Origin of the sequence: Bacteroides finegoldii DSM 17565 (assembly GCF_000156195.1) — a bacterium.
Classification (GTDB): Bacteria; Bacteroidota; Bacteroidia; order Bacteroidales; family Bacteroidaceae; genus Bacteroides; species Bacteroides finegoldii.
Genome location: NZ_GG688336.1, coordinates 1 through 21,291 on the forward strand (window position 1 = coordinate 1; position 21,291 = coordinate 21,291).

Here is a 21,291-nt window from a genome sequence, read left to right on the forward strand (position 1 = left end):
CATAAAAGCCTTTACTCTCAGTATCCTGATCTGTATACTTCTCAGGAACGATATTTTTCTCCTCAAGGTAGAACACAACTTCATTTACACTTTCCTTCACATCAACAAGATCAAAGTAGTCTAAAGTGCCTTCAGGAAGAAGAAGGCGATAACCGTTTAATTCCATAAGCTATGAATTTGGAGACAAAGATAACAATTTATAAATTTACCCCTCAGGTTTTTACATTGACCCACTATACAAACGGCAATTATAAAAAATATTATCAAAGCTCCATACAAGTACAAATGATTAAGAAAAAAGTAATATCTATTTTCTACTTGAAATATGAATAAAATTATTACTTTTGACACTCAAATGAAAAGAGGAGTAACCCTTATTAAAAAATAAAATATGATGAAAAGACTACTTACAGTTACTGCAATCGGTCTGGCACTGCTAACCTGGCATGATAGCTGCACACACCCACCTAAAACTCAAGCAGCTTTCGTTCCCAAAGTGGCAACTCCTACCCGCCCCACCGAACTGAACAGACTTTCCATCGAGAACAATTCATCTCCGGCTGAAATCCCCGTTTTCACACATGGCGGATGAAACAAAGTAAATACATTTATGAAGACAGCTATTCCAAAACCCTCCAAACAGAGCATTATCCGTGAAGCCAGAGATTATGTAATGATTGCCGTCGGCATGATTTTGTACGGCATCGGTTGGACAGTATTCTTACTACCTAACGATATAACCACCGGAGGAGTGCCGGGTATCGCATCTATCGTATATTGGGCTACCGGCTTCCCCGTGCAATACACGTATTTCGCCATCAACTTTTTCTTGCTTTTGCTTGCCCTTAAATTATTAGGGTTGAAGTTCTGTATCAAAACGATCTTTGGAGTATTCACTTTGACCTTCTTTTTGTCTGTTATTCAAAAGATGGCGACAGGTATCAGTCTGCTTCACGACCAGCCGTTCATGGCATGTGTCATAGGAGCCTCGTTTTGCGGAGGTGGTATCGGTGTAGCCTTTTCATCCAACGGAAGTACAGGCGGAACAGACATTATCGCTGCCATCATCAACAAATATAGAGACATCACTTTAGGACGAGTTGTATTAATTTGTGATATGATTATTATCTCTTCCAGTTATTTTGTCTTAAAAGACTGGGAAAAAGTGGTGTATGGATTTGTAACTCTATATATTTGTAGTTTCGTTCTTGACCAGGTAGTGAACAGCGCACGCCAATCCGTACAATTCTTTATCATATCCAACAAATATGAAGAAATAGGGCGGTGTATTAACGAATATCCACATCGGGGAGTGACGATTATCAATGCAACCGGTTTTTATACGGGACGTGAAGTGAAGATGATGTTCGTATTAGCGAAAAAACGGGAATCACCTATCATATTCCGGTTGATTAAAGATATAGACCCGAATGCTTTTGTTTCACAAAGTGCAGTCATCGGAGTGTATGGAGAAGGATTTGATCATATAAAAATAAAATAAACAAGAAATGAAAAACCAATATTGAAAAACATGAAATTTCGACCAACCCCCAAGTTATTAACAGGCATTTTCATGGGAATCGTTTCCCTGACAACATTTAATGCGACGGCTGAAAACGCTGTAAAGCCTTATTGGCAAGACGTGCAAGTAGTTGCAGTCAACAAAGAGTACCCCCGTACTGTGTTTATGACGTATGACAACCGCGACGATGCGCTAAGCGGCAAGTTTGAGCGAAGCAAATATTACCGCTTATTGAATGGAACATGGAAGTTCTTTTTTGTAGATTCCTATAAAAAACTTCCTGATAACATTACCGATCCGAATATCAGCACAGAATCGTGGGATGATATTCAAGTACCCGGTAACTGGGAAGTACAAGGACATGGAACAGCCATCTACACGAACCACGGATACGAGTTCAAACCGCGTAACCCTCAGCCCCCTACTCTGCCCGAAGCGAATCCGGTAGGAGTATACCGCCGGAATATCGACATTCCCTCCAATTGGGACGGACGGGATATCTACCTACATCTAGCCGGAGTCAAATCCGGTGTATACGTATATATCAACGGACAGGAAGTGGGATATAGCGAAGATTCCAAGAATCCCGCTGAATTCCTTATCAACAAATATGTGAAACCCGGCAAGAACGTACTCACCCTAAAGATCTTCCGTTGGAGTACGGGTTCTTATCTCGAATGTCAGGACTTTTGGCGTATAAGTGGTATCGAACGTGACGTATACCTCTATTCACAGCCCAAAGTGGCAATCAAGGATTTCCGGGTAACATCGACATTGGATGATACTTATAAAAATGGTATCTTCAAGTTGACTATGGATATCCGCAATACCGGTTCTCAAACTTCCAAAGATTATATTATCGGATATAAGGTTTTTGATCCGAAAACAAATAAGGTAATCGCCGAAAGCGAAAAGAATTCCGCATTCAACGCCAACAGTACGATTTCTCTCTTCGGACATACGGAAATAGAGATACCCGATGTAAAGACATGGACCTCAGAACACCCCAATCTCTACAAACTGCTGATGTATATCAAGAACGGAGAGAAAATTGTGGAAATGGTTCCTTTCAATATCGGTTTCCGCCGCATCGAGATTAAGCCGATCGAACAAAAAGCCGCCAACGGACAGCCGTATGTCTGCTTATTCATCAACGGTCAACCTCTGAAACTGAAAGGGGTGAATATCCATGAACACAACCCAGCTACAGGACATTACGTACCAGAGGATTTGATGCGTCGTGACTTCGAGCTGATGAAACGACATAACTTGAACAGCGTACGTCTTTGCCACTATCCACAAGACCGCCGCTTCTACGAACTTTGCGACGAATACGGGCTGTACGTCTATGACGAGGCAAACATAGAAAGTCATGGAATGTACTACGATCTCCGTAAAGGCGGCACACTGGGTAACAACCCCGAATGGCTGAAACCACACATGGACCGTACGATCAATATGTTCGAACGTAACAAAAACTATCCGAGTGTTACCATCTGGTCATTGGGCAATGAAGCTGGAAACGGATATAACTTCTATCAGACTTACCTATGGCTGAAAGAAGCGGATAAGAATATCATGGCACGCCCCGTTAACTACGAACGTGCTCAATGGGAATGGAACTCCGATATGTATGTTCCTCAATATCCGGGTGCCGATTGGTTGGAAAGTATCGGCAAAAACGGCAGTGACCGTCCTGTAGCTCCTTCCGAATATGCGCACGCTATGGGTAACTCCACCGGAAACCTGTGGGGACAGTGGCAGGCTATCTATAAGTATCCGAATCTTCAGGGTGGATATATTTGGGACTGGGTAGATCAAGGTATTCTCCAAAAAGACAAAAACGGGAAAGAATATTGGGCATACGGAGGCGATTTCGGTGTAAATGCGCCCAGCGACGGTAACTTCCTTTGCAACGGTCTTGTAAACCCCGACCGAAGTCCGCACCCCGCAATGGCTGAAGTGAAGTATGTACATCAGAATGTAGGATTTGAAGCAACAGACATCGCATCCGGCAAATTCAAGATTACCAATCGTTTCTACTTCACTAATCTGAAAAAATATCAGATTCATTATAATGTGGTCGCTAACAACAAAATCATAAGAGGCGGCAAGGTATCATTGGATATCGAACCGCAAGCTTCCAAAGAATTCACAGTACCGGTCAATGGGCTGAAAGCACAGCCGGGAACAGAATATTTTGTCAACTTCAGCGTAACGACAGTGGAGCCGGAACCTTTAATTCCGATTGGTTATGAAATAGCATACGACCAGTTCCAACTTCCTGTTCAGGCAGAAAAAGAAACGTATAAAGTCAGCGGACCTGCACTGAGCACATCCACACAAGGAGATGAACTCATTGTATCGTCTTCAAAGGTAAATTTCGTATTTAATAAGAAAAGCGGCCTGGTGACTTCCTATAAAGTAGACGGTACTGAATATTTCAAAGATGGATTCGGTATCCAACCTAATTTCTGGCGTGCTCCCAATGACAATGATTATGGAAACGGTGCTCCCAAACGTTTACAAGTTTGGAAAGAGTCGAGCAAGAATTTCCATGTGACGGACGTCAGCATGACGAATGAGAATAAAGTGGTTTCATTAAATGCAACTTACTTGTTGGCTGCCGGAAACCTTTATATAGTCACTTACAAAATCTATCCGAGCGGAGTGGTCAATGTGAATGCCAAGTTTACTTCTACGGATATGCAAGCGGCAGAAACGGAAGTTTCCGAAGCTACCCGCATGGCTACTTTCACTCCCGGAAGTGATGCAGCCCGCAAAGCAGCTTCCAAGTTGGAGGTTCCACGCATAGGAGTACGTTTCCGTCTGCCGGCTCAGATGAATAACGTACAATACTTCGGTCGTGGCCCGGAAGAAAATTACACCGACCGTAATCACGGAACAGTTGTCGGTGTATATAAGACAACGGCAGACAAAATGTATTTCAACTATGTTCGTCCGCAAGAAAACGGACATCGCACCGATACACGTTGGATTGCCCTGTCTCCGGACAAAGGCAAGGGGCTGGTCATTGTAGCCGACAGCTTAGTCGGATTCAACGCTTTACGCAACTCCATCGAAGATTTCGATTCGGAAGAAGCGCTTCCTCATCCTTACCAATGGAGTAACTTCACCCCCGAAGAAGTTGCCAATCACAATGAAAAAGCGGCACGTAACGTTCTGAGAAGAATGCATCATGTCAATGATATCACTCCAAGAGACTTCGTGGAAGTATGTGTGGATATGAAGCAACAAGGCGTGGGTGGCTATGACAGTTGGGGATCACGTCCGGAACCAATCTATCAGATTCCGGCCAATCGCGAATACAATTGGGGATTCACACTCGTCCCCGTCCGTTCTCCCGGTCAGGCCAATGAAGCCGCTAAATATGATTATCGATAACCTTAGTATAAATTTTTAAAGAAAAGACCCATGAAAGATTTATCTGGCATTGTAGCTAAATTCAAAGTTCAAGGTACAGTAGAAGAGATCAAGCCTTTAGGAACAGGACTTATCAACGACACCTATAAAGTAAACACCAAAGAGGTAGACGCCCCCGACTATGTCCTGCAACGCATCAATCATGCTATCTTTCAGAATGTAGAAATGCTTCAAGCAAATATATCCTCCGTTACAGGACATATACGCAAAAAACTGACAGAAGCAGGCGAAGCGGATATTGACCGCAAGGTGTTGAACTTCCTCGAAACGGAAGAAGGCAAGACATATTGGTTCGACGGTGAAAGTTACTGGCGTGTGATGGTATTCATCCCACGTGCAAAGACCTACGAGACGGTCAATCCCGAATATTCAAATTATGCCGGAAAAGCATTCGGTAATTTCCAGGCTATGCTAGCCGATATTCCGGAAACACTGGGAGAAACGATTCCCGACTTCCACAACATGGAGTTCCGTCTCAAACAACTTCGTGACGCTGTTACAGCGAATGCAGCCGGAAGAGTGGCAGAAGTACAGTACTATCTGGATGAAATAGAAAAACGTGCAGACGAAATGTGTAAAGCGGAACGTCTGTATCGGGAAGGTAAACTCCCCAAACGAGTCTGCCATTGCGATACGAAAGTTAATAATATGATGTTCGACGAAGATGGCAAAGTGTTATGCGTCATTGACTTGGATACGGTAATGCCCAGCTTTATCTTCTCCGACTACGGTGATTTCCTCCGTACGGGAGCTAATACGGGTGACGAGGACGACAAGGATTTGGATCGTGTCAACTTCAATATGGAAATATTCAAGGCATTTACAAAAGGCTATCTGGAAGGCGCCAAGTCATTCCTGACTCCGATAGAGATCGAGAATCTTCCTTATGCAGCCGCACTATTCCCTTATATGCAGTGTGTACGGTTCTTGGCTGATTACATCAATGGAGATACTTACTATAAGATTAAATATCCCGAACATAACTTGGTTCGCACCAAAGCACAATTCAAGTTATTGCAAAGCGTAGAAGCTCACACACCGGAAATGGTGGAATTCATCAACGAATGCTTAAAAAGTTGAGAGTGGAGAATTGAGAGTGGAGAGTTTACCTGGTAAAAGCTCCATTCTCCCAGCGATAAACAATAGGACGGCGGAGAAACGGCTTCAATTTCTCTGCCGTTTCTTTTGACATATAATCGGGAGTGGTCAATGTAACGGTCAGCTCTGTATTCTCTTTATTAAAGTCAGCTTTCATCAGTAGCATATCTGCCGGACGGCTAGCCTCATCAAATTCATAAACAGCTGTCGGTTCCGGAGTATTCAGGAAATCGTTCAATATCGGTAAAGTGACAAACTGAGAAGCTGCAAGCGGTTGCCAGTCGGTAGTATAAAAGTGAATACGGCTGTCGCAAGCAGGAGCGCAAGCCGTAGAAATAGTACAAATAATATTCGTCGTATCGTTCAACGCTAATAATTTCATTTGCCACGTAGTCTGTGGAGACATCTGCATACGGATATAGTCTTTACTTAAATCCGTCATTTCCGATTTCTTACCGAATCGGTTCTCTACCTGTGCCCTCATCTTACTTTCCAGAAAGTCGATACAGTCTTCACGATTTACTTTGGTCAGCAGAGTACTCAAAGAATCCGGCATATTCACAAATACGGTTTTAGCTTCTTGCGCCTGAAGAGAAGTCATAGAAATGCTCCCGGCAACAGAAAAAAAGATAGCGACTGCTAATTTATTTATTTTCATATTTATCTTATTTAGTCCCCAAATATAAGAATATCATTCCGATTAACACTAGTATAAGGTCAATCGCTTTGCTTTTTAAATTCTTTTCACGGAAGAAAAGCGCACCGAAAATGAAAGAAACAATTACACTTCCCCGACGAACCATCGAAACAATGGAAATCATGGAATCATCATAACTCAATGCATAGAAATAGACAAAGTCGGCTGCAGAGAGGAAAATGGAAATCAGGATAATCGTCCAATCCCAGCGAAAAGGGGTAGTCGACTTTCTTTTCGGCCACCAAAGCAATAACAGAATGGGACACATGATAAAAACCTGATAAACATTATACCAAGACTGCACCAACATCGGGTTCAATGACTTCATCAGATACTTGTCATACAATCCGCTGATAGCTCCCGTTATCGCAGCCAGCACGATAAAGAATATCCATTTATTATGCTTGAAGTCGATTCCTTCTTTCTTTCCCGAACGGCTCAGCATGAAAAAAGAGACAACAGCCAGCAGCACACCGATCCATTGATAAAGGTTCAACCGCTCGCCAAACACGAGCATTGCCCCTACAAGCACCATCACCGGACGGGTGGCATTGATCGGTCCTACGATCGTAATAGGCAAATGTTTCATCCCGAAATAACCGAATATCCATGAAGACAGCACTATGAATGACTTGATGATAATATATTTATGCTGTTCCCAACCCGCAACAGGGACATTGAATATACTTCCTTCCAACAGATTCGGCTCATATATAGAGAACAGGATAAACGGCAGGAAGATAAGGCTGGAAAAGAAAGTGTTCAAGAACAATACAGGAAGCACCGCATTGTCTTTCAGTGATTTCTTTTTAAATACATCATAAAAGCCCAACAAAGTAGCTGATAGAAAAGCCAATAATAACCACATAGAAAATAAGTAAGAAGTAAAAATTAAAAATTAAAAATTAAAGGTGTGTAGGAGAAAGGAATATCGTATCAGGATATTCCACATTCACCAGAAACAAAGCCTGTCCCGGAGCGGAAGTCCCGGCTTTGCAACGGTCTTTCTGTTCTATAATTCGCCTGAAGCCCTCAATGGAAAGCTTTCCACGCCCCACTTCAATCAGTGTGCCCACTATGGCACGCACCATATTCCGCAAAAAGCGGTCGGCCCGGATGGTAAACACCCAAGTGGCGTCCTCTTCCCGTGTCCATTCCGCATGGGTAATATGGCAGATATTTGTCTTTACATCCGTATGCAATTTGCTGAAACTCGTAAAGTCAGTATATTCGAAAAGCACTTTCGCCGCCTCATTCATACGTTCATAATCCAACGGACTGTAAACCCTGCAGCGATATTGCCGGTTGAAAGGATATTTGGCAGTGGTCACATAATATTTGTAAGTCCGGGCTGTCGCATCAAAACGCGCATGAGCCTCCGGCCGGACACGGCAAACACGATAAACAGAAATATCAGGCGGTAACAAACGATTCAGTTTGTCGGCAACGGATTCCGTATCCAACGGTTCATCATAGTCAAAATGGGCAACCATCAAAGAGGCGTGCACCCCCGCATCGGTTCTCCCCGCTCCCACAACTTCTATCTCACGACGCAGAAAGGTAGACAATGCGTTCATCAAGCATTCCTGCACACTAATTCCATTCGGTTGAATCTGCCAACCGTGATAGTTGGTTCCATCATAAGCCAAATAAATAAAATACCTTTGCACGCTTATTCCTCCTTTTTTGAATTTTCGCGTGCAAAAGTAGTCATTTTATCTTATTTATCTTTGTATAGTTCGCATAAACTCGTATATTTGAAAAACAATATGGATGATTCACTAACTGTACCAAATTATGAGCAGTACTATTTTCCTCATTATCGCCCTCGTCACAACAGGCATTTTTGTGATTCAATTTATTCTATCAATCTTCTTCGGAGATATAGACGCTGATGTTGACGTAGACACTGACATCAGCAGCGTAGTTTCTTTCAAGGGGCTCACCCATTTCGGAATCGGATTTGGCTGGTATATGTATTTGGCAGGAAATACGGAGATTCAAACCTATGCCGTTGCAATCTTTGTAGGTCTCTGTTTCGTTCTCGCCGTCTGGTTCTTGTATAAAAAAGCTTTCCAACTACAACAGGTAAACCGTTCCGAACAGACAGAACAGTTGGTCGGACGCGAATGTACGATCTACTTCAAGCAAAATGACGGCAGATACACCGTACAGACAAAACGGGATGGAGCCATGCGCGAAGTGGACGTAATCTCCGAATCGGGAAAGACGTATCAAACGGGAGACCATACGGTTATCACCCGATATCAGAATGGGACATTGTATATTCAGTAACTATTTAAAATACACAAATCTATGACACAAGAAATTCTAATCATGGTCGCTATATTAGTGGCGGTCATCTTACTCACTTTTATCGGTATCTTGTCTCGTTATCGCAAATGTAAGAGTGACGAAGTCCTCGTTGTATACGGTAAGACAGGAAGAGACAAAAAATCCGCAAAGCTATATCACGGAGGAGCAGCCTTTGTATGGCCGATTATCCAAGGGTATGAGTTCTTGTCAATGAAGCCGATGCAGATCGACTGTAAACTGACGGGGGCTCTTTCCGCACAGAATATACGTGTCGATGTACCGACTACTATCACTGTAGCCATCAGTACCGACCCGGAAGTGATGCAAAATGCCGCCGAACGTATGTTAGGGCTGACAATGGACGACAAACAGAATCTGATTACAGATGTAGTCTATGGGCAGATGCGTTTGGTTATCGCCGACATGACGATTGAAGAACTGAACTCCGACCGCGACAAGTTCCTTTCTAAAGTAAAAGACAATATCGATACGGAACTTCGCAAATTCGGTCTGTACCTCATGAATATCAATATCAGTGATATCCGTGACGCTGCCAACTATATCGTAAACTTAGGTAAGGAAGCCGAAAGTAAGGCACAGAATGAGGCGCAAGCGAACATCGAGGAACAGGAAAAATTAGGTGCCATTAAGATTGCCAATCAAATAAAAGAACGGGAAACAAAGGTTGCCGAGACGCGTAAAGACCAGGATATCGCCATTGCGGAAACAAAGAAATTGCAGGAAATTTCCGTTGCCAATGCAGATAAGGACAGAATCTCCCAAGTAGCCATCGCAAATGCGGAAAAAGAATCTCAAGTAGCCAAAGCGGAAGCTGAAAAGAACATCCGTATCGAACAGGCAAATACCGAAAAAGAAAGTCGTATTGCCGAACTGAACTCCGACATGGAAATCAAACAGGCGGAAGCTGCGAAGAAAGCCGCTATCGGGCGAAATGACGCACAAAAAGAGGTTGCTTTATCAAATGCGGATTTGGCTGTAACACAAGCTAACGCTGATAAGCAAGCCGGTGAAGCAGCTGCAAGATCGGAAGCAGCTGTACAAACAGCCCGTGAAATCGCTCAAAAAGAAGTAGAAGAAGCAAAAGCCCGGAAAGTGGAATCTTCATTAAAGGCGGAAAAGATTGTACCTGCCGAAATCTCCAGGCAGGAAGCTATTCTTCAAGCAAACGCTATTGCGGAAAAGATAACCCGTGAAGCGGAAGCCCGTGCAAAAGCCACTTTGGCACAAGCGGAAGCAGAAGCAAAAGCTATCCAACTGAAACTGGAAGCGGAAGCAGAAGGTAAAAAGCGTTCATTACTTGCCGAAGCGGAAGGTTTCGAAGCAATGGTAAGAGCTGCCGAATCCAATCCGGCTATCGCCATCCAATACAAGATGGTAGACCAATGGAAAGAAATTGCCGGTGAACAGGTGAAAGCATTCGAACATATAAACTTAGGAAATATCACCGTATTTGACGGCGGAAACGGAGGAACAAGCAATTTCTTGAATACATTAGTAAAAACGGTTGCACCAAGTCTCGGTGTATTGGACAAGTTGCCTATCGGTGAAACAGTGAAAGGTATCATTAATCCGGAAAATAAAACGGAAGAAAAGCCCGCAACGAAAGCTGAAGAAAAAAAGAAATAATCCGAATTTATTAGTTTAGTAAAGTGCGCTGATGAGAAAAAGAAAAGTCTTATTCTCATCAGCGCACTTTTATCATATATACGAATCAGTATAAAAACGGTGCGGAAAGGAGCCAAATACTATTTTTATTTCTTTTTCTGCCTAATCAGATTAGCCGCGTTACTTATTCTTTTTGCGTTTGACTATAGTATTCCGCAAGAGTAACTATAGTCTTCCTTACGTATAACTATAGTCATACGCAAAGTACACTATAGTTATACGAAGTAAAAGTAACGAATGAAATGAGTCTAAATAGTGAATCGATTATAAAAGAATGCCTATAGAAATCAATAAGAATAAGAAGGCTATCATTGTTTAATTCAAAACCTAGTACGTTATGAATATGCAGCGGAAATAATGCAAAGCATAGAACGTATGGAAAAATAGCGTATATTTGCGGGCAAAAAGACAAAATGACTATTTACAAGCTTCGCATACTACCACTATTTTTACTAGTTATTAGCTTCACGACATTCACTTCAGGGTGCAAAAAGAAAGATATGTCACTGAAACTGAATGAGCCCCGCAACATTCGTGGCGTTGTCAGTTACAAACGCTCTTTCCCTGATTTGAACGATGCACATCTCAAAGTCGCTAAAAAGATAGGTATCAACCCGTTGGCAGACCGAGAGGAAGCGGAAGCTATGAAAGAAAAGCTGACTCATATCACTGATAATGATTTCTATACAGTAGATTCATTAACGCACTCCATCCCCTACCTCGTTCCACGTGCCAGCGCATTGCTCGATACAATCGGCTCCAACTTTCTCGATTCACTGGCTGCCAAAGGGTTGAACCCGAATCAAGTGATTGTCACATCCGTGCTGCGTACACAAAACGATGTGAAGCGTCTCCGCCGCCGCAACGGAAATGCTTCCGTCAATTCGGCACATTGTTTCGGGGCTACTTTCGATGTAAGTTGGAAACGCTTCAAGAAAGTAGAAGATGAAGACGGACGTCCCTTACAGGATGTCAGCGCAGACACCCTTAAACTCGTCCTGTCAGAGGTATTGAGAGACTTGCGGAAAGCTGAAAAATGCTATATTAAATATGAGCTGAAGCAAGGTTGTTTCCATATTACGGCCAGGTGACGTAAGAAATGAATGTAAATTGCAATAAAATTCGCCCCTAAACAATCAGAGAATCCAAAACGTTTCATTAAATTTGCAGAAATTTTTCTTTAATACAATTGAATGATAGAGAAACTGATTGTTCTTGAGGACATTGATCCGGTTATTTTTTACGGCGTAAACAACGCCAACATACAGTTAATTAAAGCTTTATATCCGAAGCTACGCATAGTTGCCCGAGGTAATGTCATCAAAGTGCTGGGCGATGAGGAAGAAATGTGTGCTTTCGAAGAAAATATCACCAAACTTGAGAAATACTGTGCCGAATATAACTCTCTGAAAGAAGAGGTTATCATTGACATTATAAAAGGAAATGCCCCGCAAGCAGAGCAAACCGGGAACGTGATTGTATTCAGCGTCACAGGAAAACCCATCATCCCCCGAAGTGAAAACCAACTGAAACTGGTAGAAGGATTTGCCAAGAATGATATGGTATTCGCCATCGGTCCGGCGGGTTCGGGAAAGACATATACCGCTATCGCCCTTGCCGTACGCGCACTGAAGAATAAAGAAATCAAGAAAATCATCCTTAGCCGCCCCGCCGTAGAAGCCGGAGAAAAGCTCGGTTTCCTGCCCGGCGACATGAAAGATAAGATCGACCCATACTTGCAACCTTTATATGATGCCTTGCAAGACATGATACCTGCCGCCAAGTTAAAGGAATACATGGAATTGAACGTTATCCAGATTGCTCCGTTAGCCTTTATGCGCGGACGCACACTGAATGACGCAGTCGTAATCTTGGATGAAGCCCAAAACACCACTACGCAACAAATCAAAATGTTCCTTACCCGTATGGGTATGAACACCAAAATGATTGTGACGGGAGACATGACACAGATCGACCTCCCCGCTTCACAAACATCGGGACTGGTGCAAGCCCTCCGTATCTTGAAAGGAGTGAAAGGTATCAGTTTTGTTGAACTGAGTAAAAAGGATATCGTACGCCATAAACTGGTGGAACGTATCGTGGATGCTTACGAAAAATTCGACAAAGAAGCGAAAGCCGAACGGAATGGTGAAAATAAAGAAACATAATTTTAATATATATCATTATGAAAGCATTAACAAAAACAGATTTCAACTTTCCGGGACAGAAAAGTGTGTATCACGGAAAAGTGCGCGATGTGTACAACATCAACGGCGAAAAACTCGTCATGGTAGCAACCGACCGTATTTCGGCCTTTGATGTAGTACTGCCCGAAGGTATCCCTTACAAAGGACAAATGCTGAACCAGATTGCAGCTAAATTCCTTGACGCCACTACTGACATTTGCCCGAACTGGAAACTGGCTACTCCGGACCCGATGGTAACGGTAGGTGTATTGTGCGAAGGCTTCCCGGTAGAAATGATTGTACGCGGCTATCTCTGCGGCAGCGCATGGCGTGCTTACAAAAGCGGTGTACGCGAAATTTGCGGTGTGAAGTTACCGGACGGAATGCGTGAAAACGAAAAATTTCCGGAACCAATCATCACTCCGACTACAAAAGCCGAAATGGGATTGCACGACGAAGACATCTCCAAAGAAGAAATCCTGAAACAAGGACTGGCTACTCCGGAAGAATATGAGGTTCTCGAAAAATACACATTAGCTCTCTTCAAACGCGGCACTGAAATCGCAGCGGAGCGCGGACTGATTCTCGTAGATACAAAATACGAATTCGGTAAGCATAACGGTACCATCTATCTGATGGACGAAATCCACACACCGGACTCAAGCCGTTATTTTTACTCTGAAGGTTATCAGGAACGCTTCGAAAAAGGCGAACCGCAGAAACAGCTTTCTAAAGAATTCGTCCGCGAATGGTTGATGGAGAACGGTTTCCAGGGTAAAGAAGGTCAGAAAGTGCCCGAAATGACTCCGGCTATCGTACAGAGCATCAGCGACCGTTATATCGAATTGTTCGAGAACATCACCGGTGAGAAATTTGTAAAAGAAGATACCAGCAATATTGCTGAACGTATCGAAAAGAACGTTATGAATTTCTTGACTGAATAAGAATGGATTACCCGCAACAACATATCAAACCTTACGACAAGGAAGGAAAGAAAACCGAGCAGGTGGAACGTATGTTCGACAACATCGCACATGCCTACGATAAGTTGAATCACACCTTATCCTTAGGGATAGACCGCAGTTGGAGACGTAAGGCCATAGCCTGGCTTCGCCCTTTCCATCCGCAACGTATGATGGATGTAGCTACCGGCACAGGAGATTTTGCCATCCTTGCCTGCCGCGAGCTGCAACCCGCTGAGTTAATCGGCACGGATATATCGGAAGGTATGATGAATGTGGGGCGTGAAAAAGTAAAGAAGGAAGGACTCTCGGACAAAATATCTTTTGCCCGGGAGGACTGTACTTCACTCTCTTTTGCCGACAATGACTTTGACGCTATTACCGTAGCTTTCGGTATCCGCAACTTCGAAGACCTCGACAAAGGTCTCTCCGAGATGTGCCGTGTACTGAAACCGGGAGGCCATCTTGTGATTCTGGAGCTAACCACTCCGGAGCGCTTTCCGATGAAGCAACTATTCTCCATCTACTCAAAAATCGTCATTCCGTTACTGGGCAAACTTCTCTCCAAAGACAACAGCGCTTACCATTATTTGCCGGACACCATCAAAGTATTTCCGCAAGGGGAAATAATGAAAGGAGTTCTTTCAAAAGCCGGATTCGGCGAAGTGAGTTTCAAGCGGCTGACCTTTGGTATCTGCACTCTTTATACTGCGACAAAATAGTGAGTTAATTAATTTAATCCTTTTCTTTTATGGAAAAATATGGTTTAATCGGTTATCCTCTGAGACATTCATTTTCTATCGGATACTTTAATGAGAAATTCAAATCCGAGGGTATCGATGCAGAGTATGTGAATTTCGAGATTCCCAGTATCAATAACTTCATGGAAGTCATCGAAGAGAACCCCAATTTATGCGGACTCAATGTCACCATTCCTTACAAGGAGCAAGTAATTCCTTTCCTGGATGAACTCGATCGTGACACGGCAAAGATAGGCGCAGTAAACGTGATTAAAATCATCCGCCAACCAAAAGGTAAAGTAAAATTAGTAGGTTATAACTCTGACATTATCGGATTTTCCCAATCCATACAGCCTTTATTGCAACCCCATCACAAGAAAGCCTTGATTCTAGGTACCGGCGGGGCCTCCAAAGCAGTCTATCATGGACTTAAAAATCTGGGAATCGAAAGTGTATTCGTTTCACGCACTCATAAAGCGGACAATATGCTGACTTACGAAGAGCTAACCCCCGAAATCATGGCGGAACATACGATTATCGTCAACACTACTCCCGTAGGTATGTTTCCTAAGGTCGATTTCTGCCCGAATATCCCATACAATCTAGTAACTCCAAACCATTTGCTCTACGATTTGTTATATAATCCGAATGTTACCCTTTTTATGAAAAAGGGTGAAGCACAAGGAGCCGTTGTCAAAAACGGTCTGGAAATGTTGCTTCTTCAAGCATTCGCCGCTTGGGAAATCTGGCATAAGTAAATCACATTTCCCCTCACTCTCGGCAGAAGAAGTCAGGGGCAAATCAAAGAGGTACAATTATGAGGAGAAAAGTTATCTATAGCATTATCGTTGTCATGTTGATATTGACCGGTTGTACCATTGGAGGAAGTTTCTATATGTTGAATTTATCTCTGACGCCGGATGGCAAGATATTGTCTAAAGACGCTGATTCTTATCCTTTTATGTACAGAAACTATCCTTTTCTGCGTTCGTGGGTAGATAGTCTGCGACAAGTAAATGCCCTGAAAGACACTTTTATCGTCAACCCGCACGGCATACAGCTTCATGCTTACTATGTGGCTGCTCCCAGACCCACAAACAAAACCGCAGTTATTGTACACGGATATACGGATAATGCTATCCGTATGTTTATGATCGGTTACCTCTACAATCGGGATTTAGGCTTCAACATTTTGCTTCCCGACCTTCAGCACCAAGGCGAAAGTGAAGGTCGGGCCATTCAGATGGGATGGAAAGACCGTCTGGATGTATTGCAATGGATGAACATCACCAATAGTATCTTTGGAGACAGCACGCAGATGGTAGTGCATGGTATTTCGATGGGAGGCGCAACCACAATGATGGTATCCGGTGAGGAGCAGCAGCCTTTCGTCAAGTGCTTTGTGGAAGATTGCGGTTATACCAGTGTGTGGGATGAATTTTCCCATGAGCTGAAAAGTTCTTTCGGTCTCCCTCCTTTCCCTTTGATGTATACCACCAGTTGGCTATGCGAAAAGAAGTACGGATGGAATTTCAAAGAGGCCTCTTCGCTGAAACAAGTAGCAAAATGCCAACTGCCGATGTTGTTTATCCACGGTGACAAAGATACATACGTTCCGACTTGGATGGTTTATCCGCTTTACGAAGCAAAACCGGAACCTAAAGAACTTTGGATAGTACCAGGTGCGGCTCACGCCCTTTCATACAAAGAGAATAAACAGGAATACACAGATAAAGTCCGTAAGTTTGTCGGGCAATATATTCATTAAACGATGAAATTAATATTCACATTCATAGCTATTACTTTCTTGCTGATCCCCTTACGGGCTCAAGAGAAAGTGTACACAGTAGACAATCTTCCGAAAGTCCACTTACAGAATAAGACGCAATATGTATGCAATCCTGCGGGAATACTGTCAAAAGCAGCCTGTGATAGTATAGATTCCATGCTTTATGCTTTAGAACTGCAAACCGGTATTGAGACGGTCGTTGCAGTGGTTCCCTCCATTGGAGAGGAAGATTGTTTCGATTTCTGTCATCAACTGCTCAATCAATGGGGTGTAGGAAAGAAAGATAAGAATAACGGTTTGGTTATTCTATTAGTAACCGACCAACGCTGCATTCAATTTTATACCGGATACGGTCTGGAAGGAGTTCTCCCCGACGCTATCTGCAAGAGGATTCAGACGAAATACATGATTCCGTATCTGAAAGACGGGAATTGGAATGCCGGAATGGTGGCCGGTTTGAAAGCGACTTGCCAAGTCCTTGACGGTTATATGGAGAACGATTCTCTTTCCGGTTCAACCAATAACGGAGGTTCATTCGATTTCATCCTCGCCGTATTTTTCTTTATACTGATTGGTGGAGGTATCGCTTTCCTTTCCGCACGCAAGCAAAGCCGTTGTCCGAAATGCGGAAAACACACGTTACAAAGAAGCGGTAGTCGGCTGATCTCCAAAGTCAATGGCGTAAGAACCGAAGACATCACTTACACGTGTAGAAATTGCGGTCATACCCTCACACGTCGCCAACAAAGTTATGACAATGATTATCATCACCGAGGTGGTGGCGGTCCGTTTATTGGTGGTTTCGGCGGAGGCAGAAGTTTCGGAGGCGGAGGCAGTTTTGGTGGAGGCAGCTTCGGTGGAGGAATGGGCGGAGGAGGTGGTGCCGGTTCACGATTCTAGTCAATTCACGACTCCAACTAAAACCTAGAAAAGTCAAGGAAACACCAAGATTTAAAATCAAATTATCAATATCAATCAATAAAAACGATAAATATGAAAAAGTCAGTTATCATTATTTTAGCCGTTATAGCTGTCATTGTCATTTGGGCTGTCAGCATGTACAACGGTCTTGTCGCTATGGATGAGAAAGTAAATGGTCAATGGGCCAATGTAGAAACTCAATACCAACGCCGCGCCGATTTAATTCCCAATCTGGTAAATACAGTAAAAGGGTATGCGACACATGAAAAAGAAACGCTGGAAGGAGTGGTTGAAGCACGCAGTCAAGCAACACAAATGAAAGTCGATGCAGCCGACCTGACACCAGAAAAACTCGCTCAATACCAGAAAGCACAGGGCGCCGTTACTTCCGCCTTAGGCAAATTATTAGCAATTACGGAAAACTATCCGGATTTGAAGGCTAATCAGAACTTCCTTGAACTGCAAGCCCAATTGGAGGGGACGGAAAACCGTATCAACGTGGCACGCAAAAATTTCAATGATGCTGCACAGGCTTATAACACCAATATCCGCCGTTTCCCCAAGAATATCTTTGCCGGAATGTTCGGATTTGAAAAGAAAGCTTACTTCGAAGCGGAAGAAGGTAGCGAAAAAGCACCGAAGGTAGAGTTCTGAAAAGAGGCAACGGCATTTCTAGTAAGATAGTTGGCTGTACAAAAAAAAAGCAGTACTTTTGCAGCCGTATACAAAATAATTCTATAACTCATGAGTAATCAACGATACATGATGCGTGGCGTAAGCGCATCAAAAGAAGATGTGCACAACGCCATCAAGAACATCGACAAAGGAATTTTCCCTAAAGCATTCTGCAAAATCATTCCCGATATATTGGGAGGCGATCCGGAATACTGTAACATCATGCATGCCGACGGAGCCGGAACCAAGTCTTCGCTTGCTTATATGTATTGGAAAGAAACCGGCGACCTGTCCGTTTGGAAAGGTATTGCGCAGGACGCTTTGATCATGAATATCGATGACCTGCTTTGCGTGGGGGCCGTAGATAATATTCTTGTCTCTTCTACCATCGGACGCAACAAGCTGTTAATTCCGGGGGAAGTAATTTCCGCCATTATCAATGGAACGGATGAGCTGCTTGCCGAGCTCCGCGAAATGGGAGTAGGCGTATATGCCACCGGTGGTGAGACAGCCGACGTCGGTGATCTTGTCCGCACTATTATTGTTGATTCCACAGTAACTTGCCGCATGAAACGTTCGGATGTGATAGACAATGCCAACATCCGTCCGGGTGATGTGATTGTCGGTCTTGCTTCTTACGGACAAGCTACTTATGAAAAAGAATACAATGGCGGCATGGGCAGCAACGGCCTGACAAGTGCCCGTCACGACGTATTCGGCAAATACCTTGCAGAAAAATATCCGGAAAGCTATGATGCGGCAGTTCCCGAAGAACTGGTTTATTCTGGAAACCTAAAATTGACAGACAGTGTGGAAGGCTCTCCGATCGACGCCGGCAAGTTAGTACTCTCTCCTACCCGTACATACGCGCCGGTAGTAAAGAAGTTGTTGGATGCACTACGTCCTGAAATACACGGAATGGTACACTGCTCCGGTGGTGCACAAACCAAAGTTTTACACTTTGTTGAAAACGTTCGTGTAGTGAAAGATAATCTTTTCCCTGTTCCTCCTTTATTCAAGACTATTCAAGAACAAAGCGGCACAGATTGGGCGGAAATGTACAAGGTGTTCAATATGGGACATCGGCTTGAAGTCTATCTGTCACCGGAACACGCTGAAGAAGTTATCGCCATTTCCGAATCATTTGGAATACCGGCACAGATTGTCGGGCGTATCGAAGCATGTGACAAGACTGAATTAATCATTAAGAGTGAATTCGGAGAATTTAGATACTAAAGAATGGCAGATAACAGTACCATATTAGAGAAACTGGACGGTCTTGTAGCCCGTTTTGAAGAAATATCAACCCTCATCACCGACCCGGCAGTCATTGCCGACCAGAAACGTTATGTCAAACTGACAAAGGAATACAAGGAACTGGATGACTTGATGAAAGCCCGCAAGGAATATATTCAATTGCTGGGCAACATCGAAGAAGCCAAAAATATCCTTGCCACCGAGTCGGATACAGATATACGCGAAATGGCCAAAGAGGAAATGGACCTTAGCCAGGAACGCCTTCCGGTATTGGAGGAAGAAATCAAGTTAATGCTTGTTCCTGCCGACCCGCAAGACAGCAAGAATGCCATTCTTGAAATTCGCGGTGGAGCAGGAGGCGATGAAGCGGCAATCTTTGCCGGTGACCTTTTCCGCATGTATGCCAAATACTGCGAAGTAAAAGGATGGAAACTGGAAGTCTCCAACGCCAACGAAGGAACTGCCGGCGGATACAAGGAAATAGTTTGTAGTGTCACGGGAGACAATGTTTACGGCACATTGAAGTATGAATCGGGTGTACACCGCGTACAGCGTGTTCCCGCCACAGAGACTCAGGGACGTGTACATACTTCGGCAGCTTCGGTAGCCGTACTTCCTGAAGCGGAAGAGTTCGATGTGGTCATCAACGAAGGAGAAATCAAATGGGATACTTTCCGAAGCGGCGGCGCAGGCGGACAGAACGTTAATAAGGTAGAATCCGGAGTGCGTCTGCGCTATATCTGGAAGAACCCCAATACCGGTGTTTCCGAAGAAATTCTGATCGAATGTACCGAGACACGCGACCAACCCAAAAATAAAGAGCGCGCATTGGCCCGTCTCCGTACTTTCATCTACGACAAGGAGCATCAGAAATATATCGACGACATTGCTTCCAAACGTAAAACGATGGTTTCAACAGGAGACCGCTCTGCGAAAATCCGTACATACAACTATCCGCAAGGACGTATCACCGACCACCGCATTAATTACACGATTTATAATCTTGCGGCTTTCATGGACGGGGATATACAAGACTGTATCGACCACCTGATCGTAGCTGAAAATGCGGAACGGTTGAAGGAAAGCGAACTTTAGATAAGTTGAGAGTTGAAAATTGAGAGTTGAGAGTGATTCTAAAATAGTAAAAAATAGTAAACAATAAGATGGATAAGCAACAATTATTTGAAAACATAAAACGCAAAAAATCATTCCTTTGTGTAGGGCTTGATACTGACATCAAGAAAATTCCGGAACATCTGCTGAAAGAAGAAGATCCGATTTTTGCTTTCAATAAGGCAATCATCGACGCGACAGCCGATTTGTGCATAGCCTACAAACCCAATTTGGCTTTTTACGAAAGTATGGGTGTAAAAGGATGGATCGCTTTTGAAAAGACAGTAAAGTATATCAAGGATAATTATCCGGATCAGTTCATCATTGCCGATGCAAAACGTGGTGATATAGGAAACACTTCCGCCATGTATGCCCGTACTTTCTTCGAGGAACTGGATATCGACTCTGTAACCGTAGCTCCTTACATGGGAGAAGACAGTGTGACTCCGTTTCTTACTTACGACAACAAATGGGTTATCCTGTTGGCATTGACTTCCAACAAAGGATCTCATGACTTCCAATTGACAGAAGATGCAAATGGCGAACGTCTATTTGAAAAAGTACTGCGCAAATCACAGGAATGGGCAAACGATGACCGTATGATGTACGTAGTAGGCGCTACTCAAGGACGTGCTTTTGAAGATATCCGCAAAATTGTTCCTGACCATTTCCTTCTCGTTCCCGGTATCGGAGCGCAAGGCGGCTCGCTCGAAGAAGTTTGCAAATATGGTATGAATAGCACTTGTGGATTGATTGTAAACTCTTCCCGTGGCATTATCTACGTAGATAAGACAGAAAAGTTTGCAGAAGCTGCCCGTACTGCTGCACAAGAAGTTCAGGCACAAATGGCAGAACAATTGAAGAGAGTGATTAACAATCAGTAAT

General features: G+C 43.6%; 20 protein-coding genes and 1 pseudogene. 17 read left to right on the forward strand and 4 right to left on the reverse strand.

Features of this window, described 5'->3' with window-relative positions:
• A pseudogene (locus tag BACFIN_RS24025) lies at positions 1 to 166 on the reverse strand (ISAon1 family transposase N-terminal region protein); the annotation flags it as partial.
• A 225-nt stretch (positions 167 to 391) separates the two neighbouring features.
• On the opposite strand from BACFIN_RS24025, the gene BACFIN_RS0220255 reads away from it, so the two are divergent.
• From BACFIN_RS0220255 to BACFIN_RS01765, 4 genes are all read left to right on the forward strand, one after another.
• Positions 392 to 592, forward strand: a complete 201-nt coding sequence (locus BACFIN_RS0220255) for a hypothetical protein (RefSeq protein WP_032839957.1) — start codon at positions 392 to 394, stop codon at positions 590 to 592.
• An 18-nt stretch (positions 593 to 610) separates the two neighbouring features.
• Positions 611 to 1,501, forward strand: a complete 891-nt coding sequence (locus tag BACFIN_RS01775; protein ID WP_007757706.1) for a YitT family protein — start codon at positions 611 to 613, stop codon at positions 1,499 to 1,501.
• Between the two features lie 72 nt (positions 1,502 to 1,573).
• Positions 1,574 to 4,927, forward strand: a complete 3,354-nt coding sequence (locus BACFIN_RS01770; protein ID WP_085961896.1) for a glycoside hydrolase family 2 TIM barrel-domain containing protein — start codon at positions 1,574 to 1,576, stop codon at positions 4,925 to 4,927.
• Between the two features lie 30 nt (positions 4,928 to 4,957).
• Positions 4,958 to 6,046 (forward strand): phosphotransferase enzyme family protein, encoded by a 1,089-nt coding sequence (locus BACFIN_RS01765; protein WP_007757708.1) that lies wholly within the window; start codon positions 4,958 to 4,960, stop codon positions 6,044 to 6,046.
• 25 nt (positions 6,047 to 6,071) lie between these two features.
• On the opposite strand, the gene BACFIN_RS01760 is transcribed toward BACFIN_RS01765, so the two are convergent.
• Genes BACFIN_RS01760 through truA form a run of 3 tightly spaced genes read right to left on the reverse strand, consistent with a single transcriptional unit; the run spans position 6,072 to position 8,431 of the window.
• Positions 6,072 to 6,722, reverse strand: a complete 651-nt coding sequence (locus BACFIN_RS01760) for a DUF3256 family protein (RefSeq protein WP_007757709.1) — start codon at positions 6,720 to 6,722, stop codon at positions 6,072 to 6,074.
• Positions 6,723 to 6,729: 7 nt separating this feature from the next.
• Positions 6,730 to 7,629, reverse strand: a complete 900-nt coding sequence (locus BACFIN_RS01755; RefSeq protein WP_007757710.1) for a DMT family transporter — start codon at positions 7,627 to 7,629, stop codon at positions 6,730 to 6,732.
• Positions 7,630 to 7,666: 37 nt separating this feature from the next.
• Positions 7,667 to 8,431, reverse strand: a complete 765-nt coding sequence (truA, locus tag BACFIN_RS01750) for a tRNA pseudouridine(38-40) synthase TruA (protein WP_007757711.1) — start codon at positions 8,429 to 8,431, stop codon at positions 7,667 to 7,669.
• A gap of 127 nt (positions 8,432 to 8,558) precedes the next feature.
• Between truA and BACFIN_RS01745 the strand changes: the two genes are divergently transcribed.
• The 13 genes from BACFIN_RS01745 to pyrF all read left to right on the forward strand — a co-directional run bounded on the left by BACFIN_RS01745 (position 8,559) and on the right by pyrF (position 21,290).
• Positions 8,559 to 9,056, forward strand: a complete 498-nt coding sequence (locus BACFIN_RS01745; protein WP_007757712.1) for a hypothetical protein — start codon at positions 8,559 to 8,561, stop codon at positions 9,054 to 9,056.
• Between the two features lie 21 nt (positions 9,057 to 9,077).
• Positions 9,078 to 10,724 carry a flotillin family protein gene (locus BACFIN_RS01740; RefSeq protein WP_007757713.1) on the forward strand — a complete coding sequence of 549 codons (1,647 nt, stop codon included), beginning with the start codon at positions 9,078 to 9,080 and terminating at the stop codon, positions 10,722 to 10,724.
• A 452-nt stretch (positions 10,725 to 11,176) separates the two neighbouring features.
• Positions 11,177 to 11,854, forward strand: a complete 678-nt coding sequence (locus BACFIN_RS01735) for a DUF5715 family protein (RefSeq protein ID WP_007757715.1) — start codon at positions 11,177 to 11,179, stop codon at positions 11,852 to 11,854.
• 102 nt (positions 11,855 to 11,956) lie between these two features.
• Positions 11,957 to 12,931, forward strand: a complete 975-nt coding sequence (locus tag BACFIN_RS01730) for a PhoH family protein (RefSeq protein ID WP_007757717.1) — start codon at positions 11,957 to 11,959, stop codon at positions 12,929 to 12,931.
• 17 nt (positions 12,932 to 12,948) lie between these two features.
• Entirely contained in the window at positions 12,949 to 13,893 is a 945-nt protein-coding gene (locus tag BACFIN_RS01725; protein WP_007757719.1) for a phosphoribosylaminoimidazolesuccinocarboxamide synthase, read from the forward strand.
• A gap of 2 nt (positions 13,894 to 13,895) precedes the next feature.
• Complete coding sequence (gene ubiE, locus BACFIN_RS01720; RefSeq protein ID WP_007757721.1) at positions 13,896 to 14,633, forward strand: bifunctional demethylmenaquinone methyltransferase/2-methoxy-6-polyprenyl-1,4-benzoquinol methylase UbiE; 738 nt, start codon at positions 13,896 to 13,898, stop codon at positions 14,631 to 14,633.
• Positions 14,634 to 14,662: 29 nt separating this feature from the next.
• Positions 14,663 to 15,409: a shikimate dehydrogenase family protein gene (locus BACFIN_RS01715; protein WP_007757723.1), complete on the forward strand. Its 747-nt coding sequence runs from the start codon at positions 14,663 to 14,665 to the stop codon at positions 15,407 to 15,409.
• 59 nt (positions 15,410 to 15,468) lie between these two features.
• Positions 15,469 to 16,419, forward strand: coding sequence for an alpha/beta hydrolase (locus BACFIN_RS01710; RefSeq protein ID WP_007757726.1), 951 nt, complete (start codon positions 15,469 to 15,471; stop codon positions 16,417 to 16,419).
• Between the two features lie 3 nt (positions 16,420 to 16,422).
• Positions 16,423 to 17,340 carry a TPM domain-containing protein gene (locus tag BACFIN_RS01705; protein WP_007757727.1) on the forward strand — a complete coding sequence of 306 codons (918 nt, stop codon included), beginning with the start codon at positions 16,423 to 16,425 and terminating at the stop codon, positions 17,338 to 17,340.
• A 93-nt stretch (positions 17,341 to 17,433) separates the two neighbouring features.
• Complete coding sequence (locus BACFIN_RS01700) at positions 17,434 to 18,015, forward strand: LemA family protein (RefSeq protein ID WP_007757729.1); 582 nt, start codon at positions 17,434 to 17,436, stop codon at positions 18,013 to 18,015.
• 90 nt (positions 18,016 to 18,105) lie between these two features.
• Positions 18,106 to 19,272 carry an AIR synthase-related protein gene (locus tag BACFIN_RS01695; protein ID WP_022276105.1) on the forward strand — a complete coding sequence of 389 codons (1,167 nt, stop codon included), beginning with the start codon at positions 18,106 to 18,108 and terminating at the stop codon, positions 19,270 to 19,272.
• Positions 19,273 to 19,275: 3 nt separating this feature from the next.
• Positions 19,276 to 20,388, forward strand: coding sequence for a peptide chain release factor 1 (gene prfA, locus BACFIN_RS01690; RefSeq protein WP_007757731.1), 1,113 nt, complete (start codon positions 19,276 to 19,278; stop codon positions 20,386 to 20,388).
• 68 nt (positions 20,389 to 20,456) lie between these two features.
• On the forward strand, positions 20,457 to 21,290 hold the full coding sequence (pyrF, locus tag BACFIN_RS01685) for an orotidine-5'-phosphate decarboxylase (RefSeq protein WP_007757732.1): 834 nt from the start codon (positions 20,457 to 20,459) through the stop codon (positions 21,288 to 21,290).
• The last annotated feature ends 1 nt before the right edge of the window (position 21,291 follow it).

What these genes read in the sequence shown, in the direction of transcription:
- BACFIN_RS0220255 (WP_032839957.1), top strand. Translation starts at nt 392, where the DNA reads ATGATGAAAAGACTACTTACAGTTACTGCAATCGGTCTGGCACTGCTA.
- BACFIN_RS01775 (WP_007757706.1), top strand. Translation starts at nt 611, where the DNA reads ATGAAGACAGCTATTCCAAAACCCTCCAAACAGAGCATTATCCGTGAA.
- BACFIN_RS01770 (WP_085961896.1), top strand. Translation starts at nt 1,574, where the DNA reads ATGGGAATCGTTTCCCTGACAACATTTAATGCGACGGCTGAAAACGCT.
- BACFIN_RS01765 (WP_007757708.1), top strand. Translation starts at nt 4,958, where the DNA reads ATGAAAGATTTATCTGGCATTGTAGCTAAATTCAAAGTTCAAGGTACA.
- BACFIN_RS01760 (WP_007757709.1), bottom strand. Translation starts at nt 6,722, where the DNA reads ATGAAAATAAATAAATTAGCAGTCGCTATCTTTTTTTCTGTTGCCGGG.
- BACFIN_RS01755 (WP_007757710.1), bottom strand. Translation starts at nt 7,629, where the DNA reads ATGTGGTTATTATTGGCTTTTCTATCAGCTACTTTGTTGGGCTTTTAT.
- BACFIN_RS01745 (WP_007757712.1), top strand. Translation starts at nt 8,559, where the DNA reads ATGAGCAGTACTATTTTCCTCATTATCGCCCTCGTCACAACAGGCATT.
- BACFIN_RS01740 (WP_007757713.1), top strand. Translation starts at nt 9,078, where the DNA reads ATGACACAAGAAATTCTAATCATGGTCGCTATATTAGTGGCGGTCATC.
- BACFIN_RS01735 (WP_007757715.1), top strand. Translation starts at nt 11,177, where the DNA reads ATGACTATTTACAAGCTTCGCATACTACCACTATTTTTACTAGTTATT.
- BACFIN_RS01730 (WP_007757717.1), top strand. Translation starts at nt 11,957, where the DNA reads ATGATAGAGAAACTGATTGTTCTTGAGGACATTGATCCGGTTATTTTT.
- BACFIN_RS01725 (WP_007757719.1), top strand. Translation starts at nt 12,949, where the DNA reads ATGAAAGCATTAACAAAAACAGATTTCAACTTTCCGGGACAGAAAAGT.
- ubiE (WP_007757721.1), top strand. Translation starts at nt 13,896, where the DNA reads ATGGATTACCCGCAACAACATATCAAACCTTACGACAAGGAAGGAAAG.
- BACFIN_RS01715 (WP_007757723.1), top strand. Translation starts at nt 14,663, where the DNA reads ATGGAAAAATATGGTTTAATCGGTTATCCTCTGAGACATTCATTTTCT.
- BACFIN_RS01710 (WP_007757726.1), top strand. Translation starts at nt 15,469, where the DNA reads ATGAGGAGAAAAGTTATCTATAGCATTATCGTTGTCATGTTGATATTG.
- BACFIN_RS01705 (WP_007757727.1), top strand. Translation starts at nt 16,423, where the DNA reads ATGAAATTAATATTCACATTCATAGCTATTACTTTCTTGCTGATCCCC.
- BACFIN_RS01700 (WP_007757729.1), top strand. Translation starts at nt 17,434, where the DNA reads ATGAAAAAGTCAGTTATCATTATTTTAGCCGTTATAGCTGTCATTGTC.
- BACFIN_RS01695 (WP_022276105.1), top strand. Translation starts at nt 18,106, where the DNA reads ATGAGTAATCAACGATACATGATGCGTGGCGTAAGCGCATCAAAAGAA.
- prfA (WP_007757731.1), top strand. Translation starts at nt 19,276, where the DNA reads ATGGCAGATAACAGTACCATATTAGAGAAACTGGACGGTCTTGTAGCC.
- pyrF (WP_007757732.1), top strand. Translation starts at nt 20,457, where the DNA reads ATGGATAAGCAACAATTATTTGAAAACATAAAACGCAAAAAATCATTC.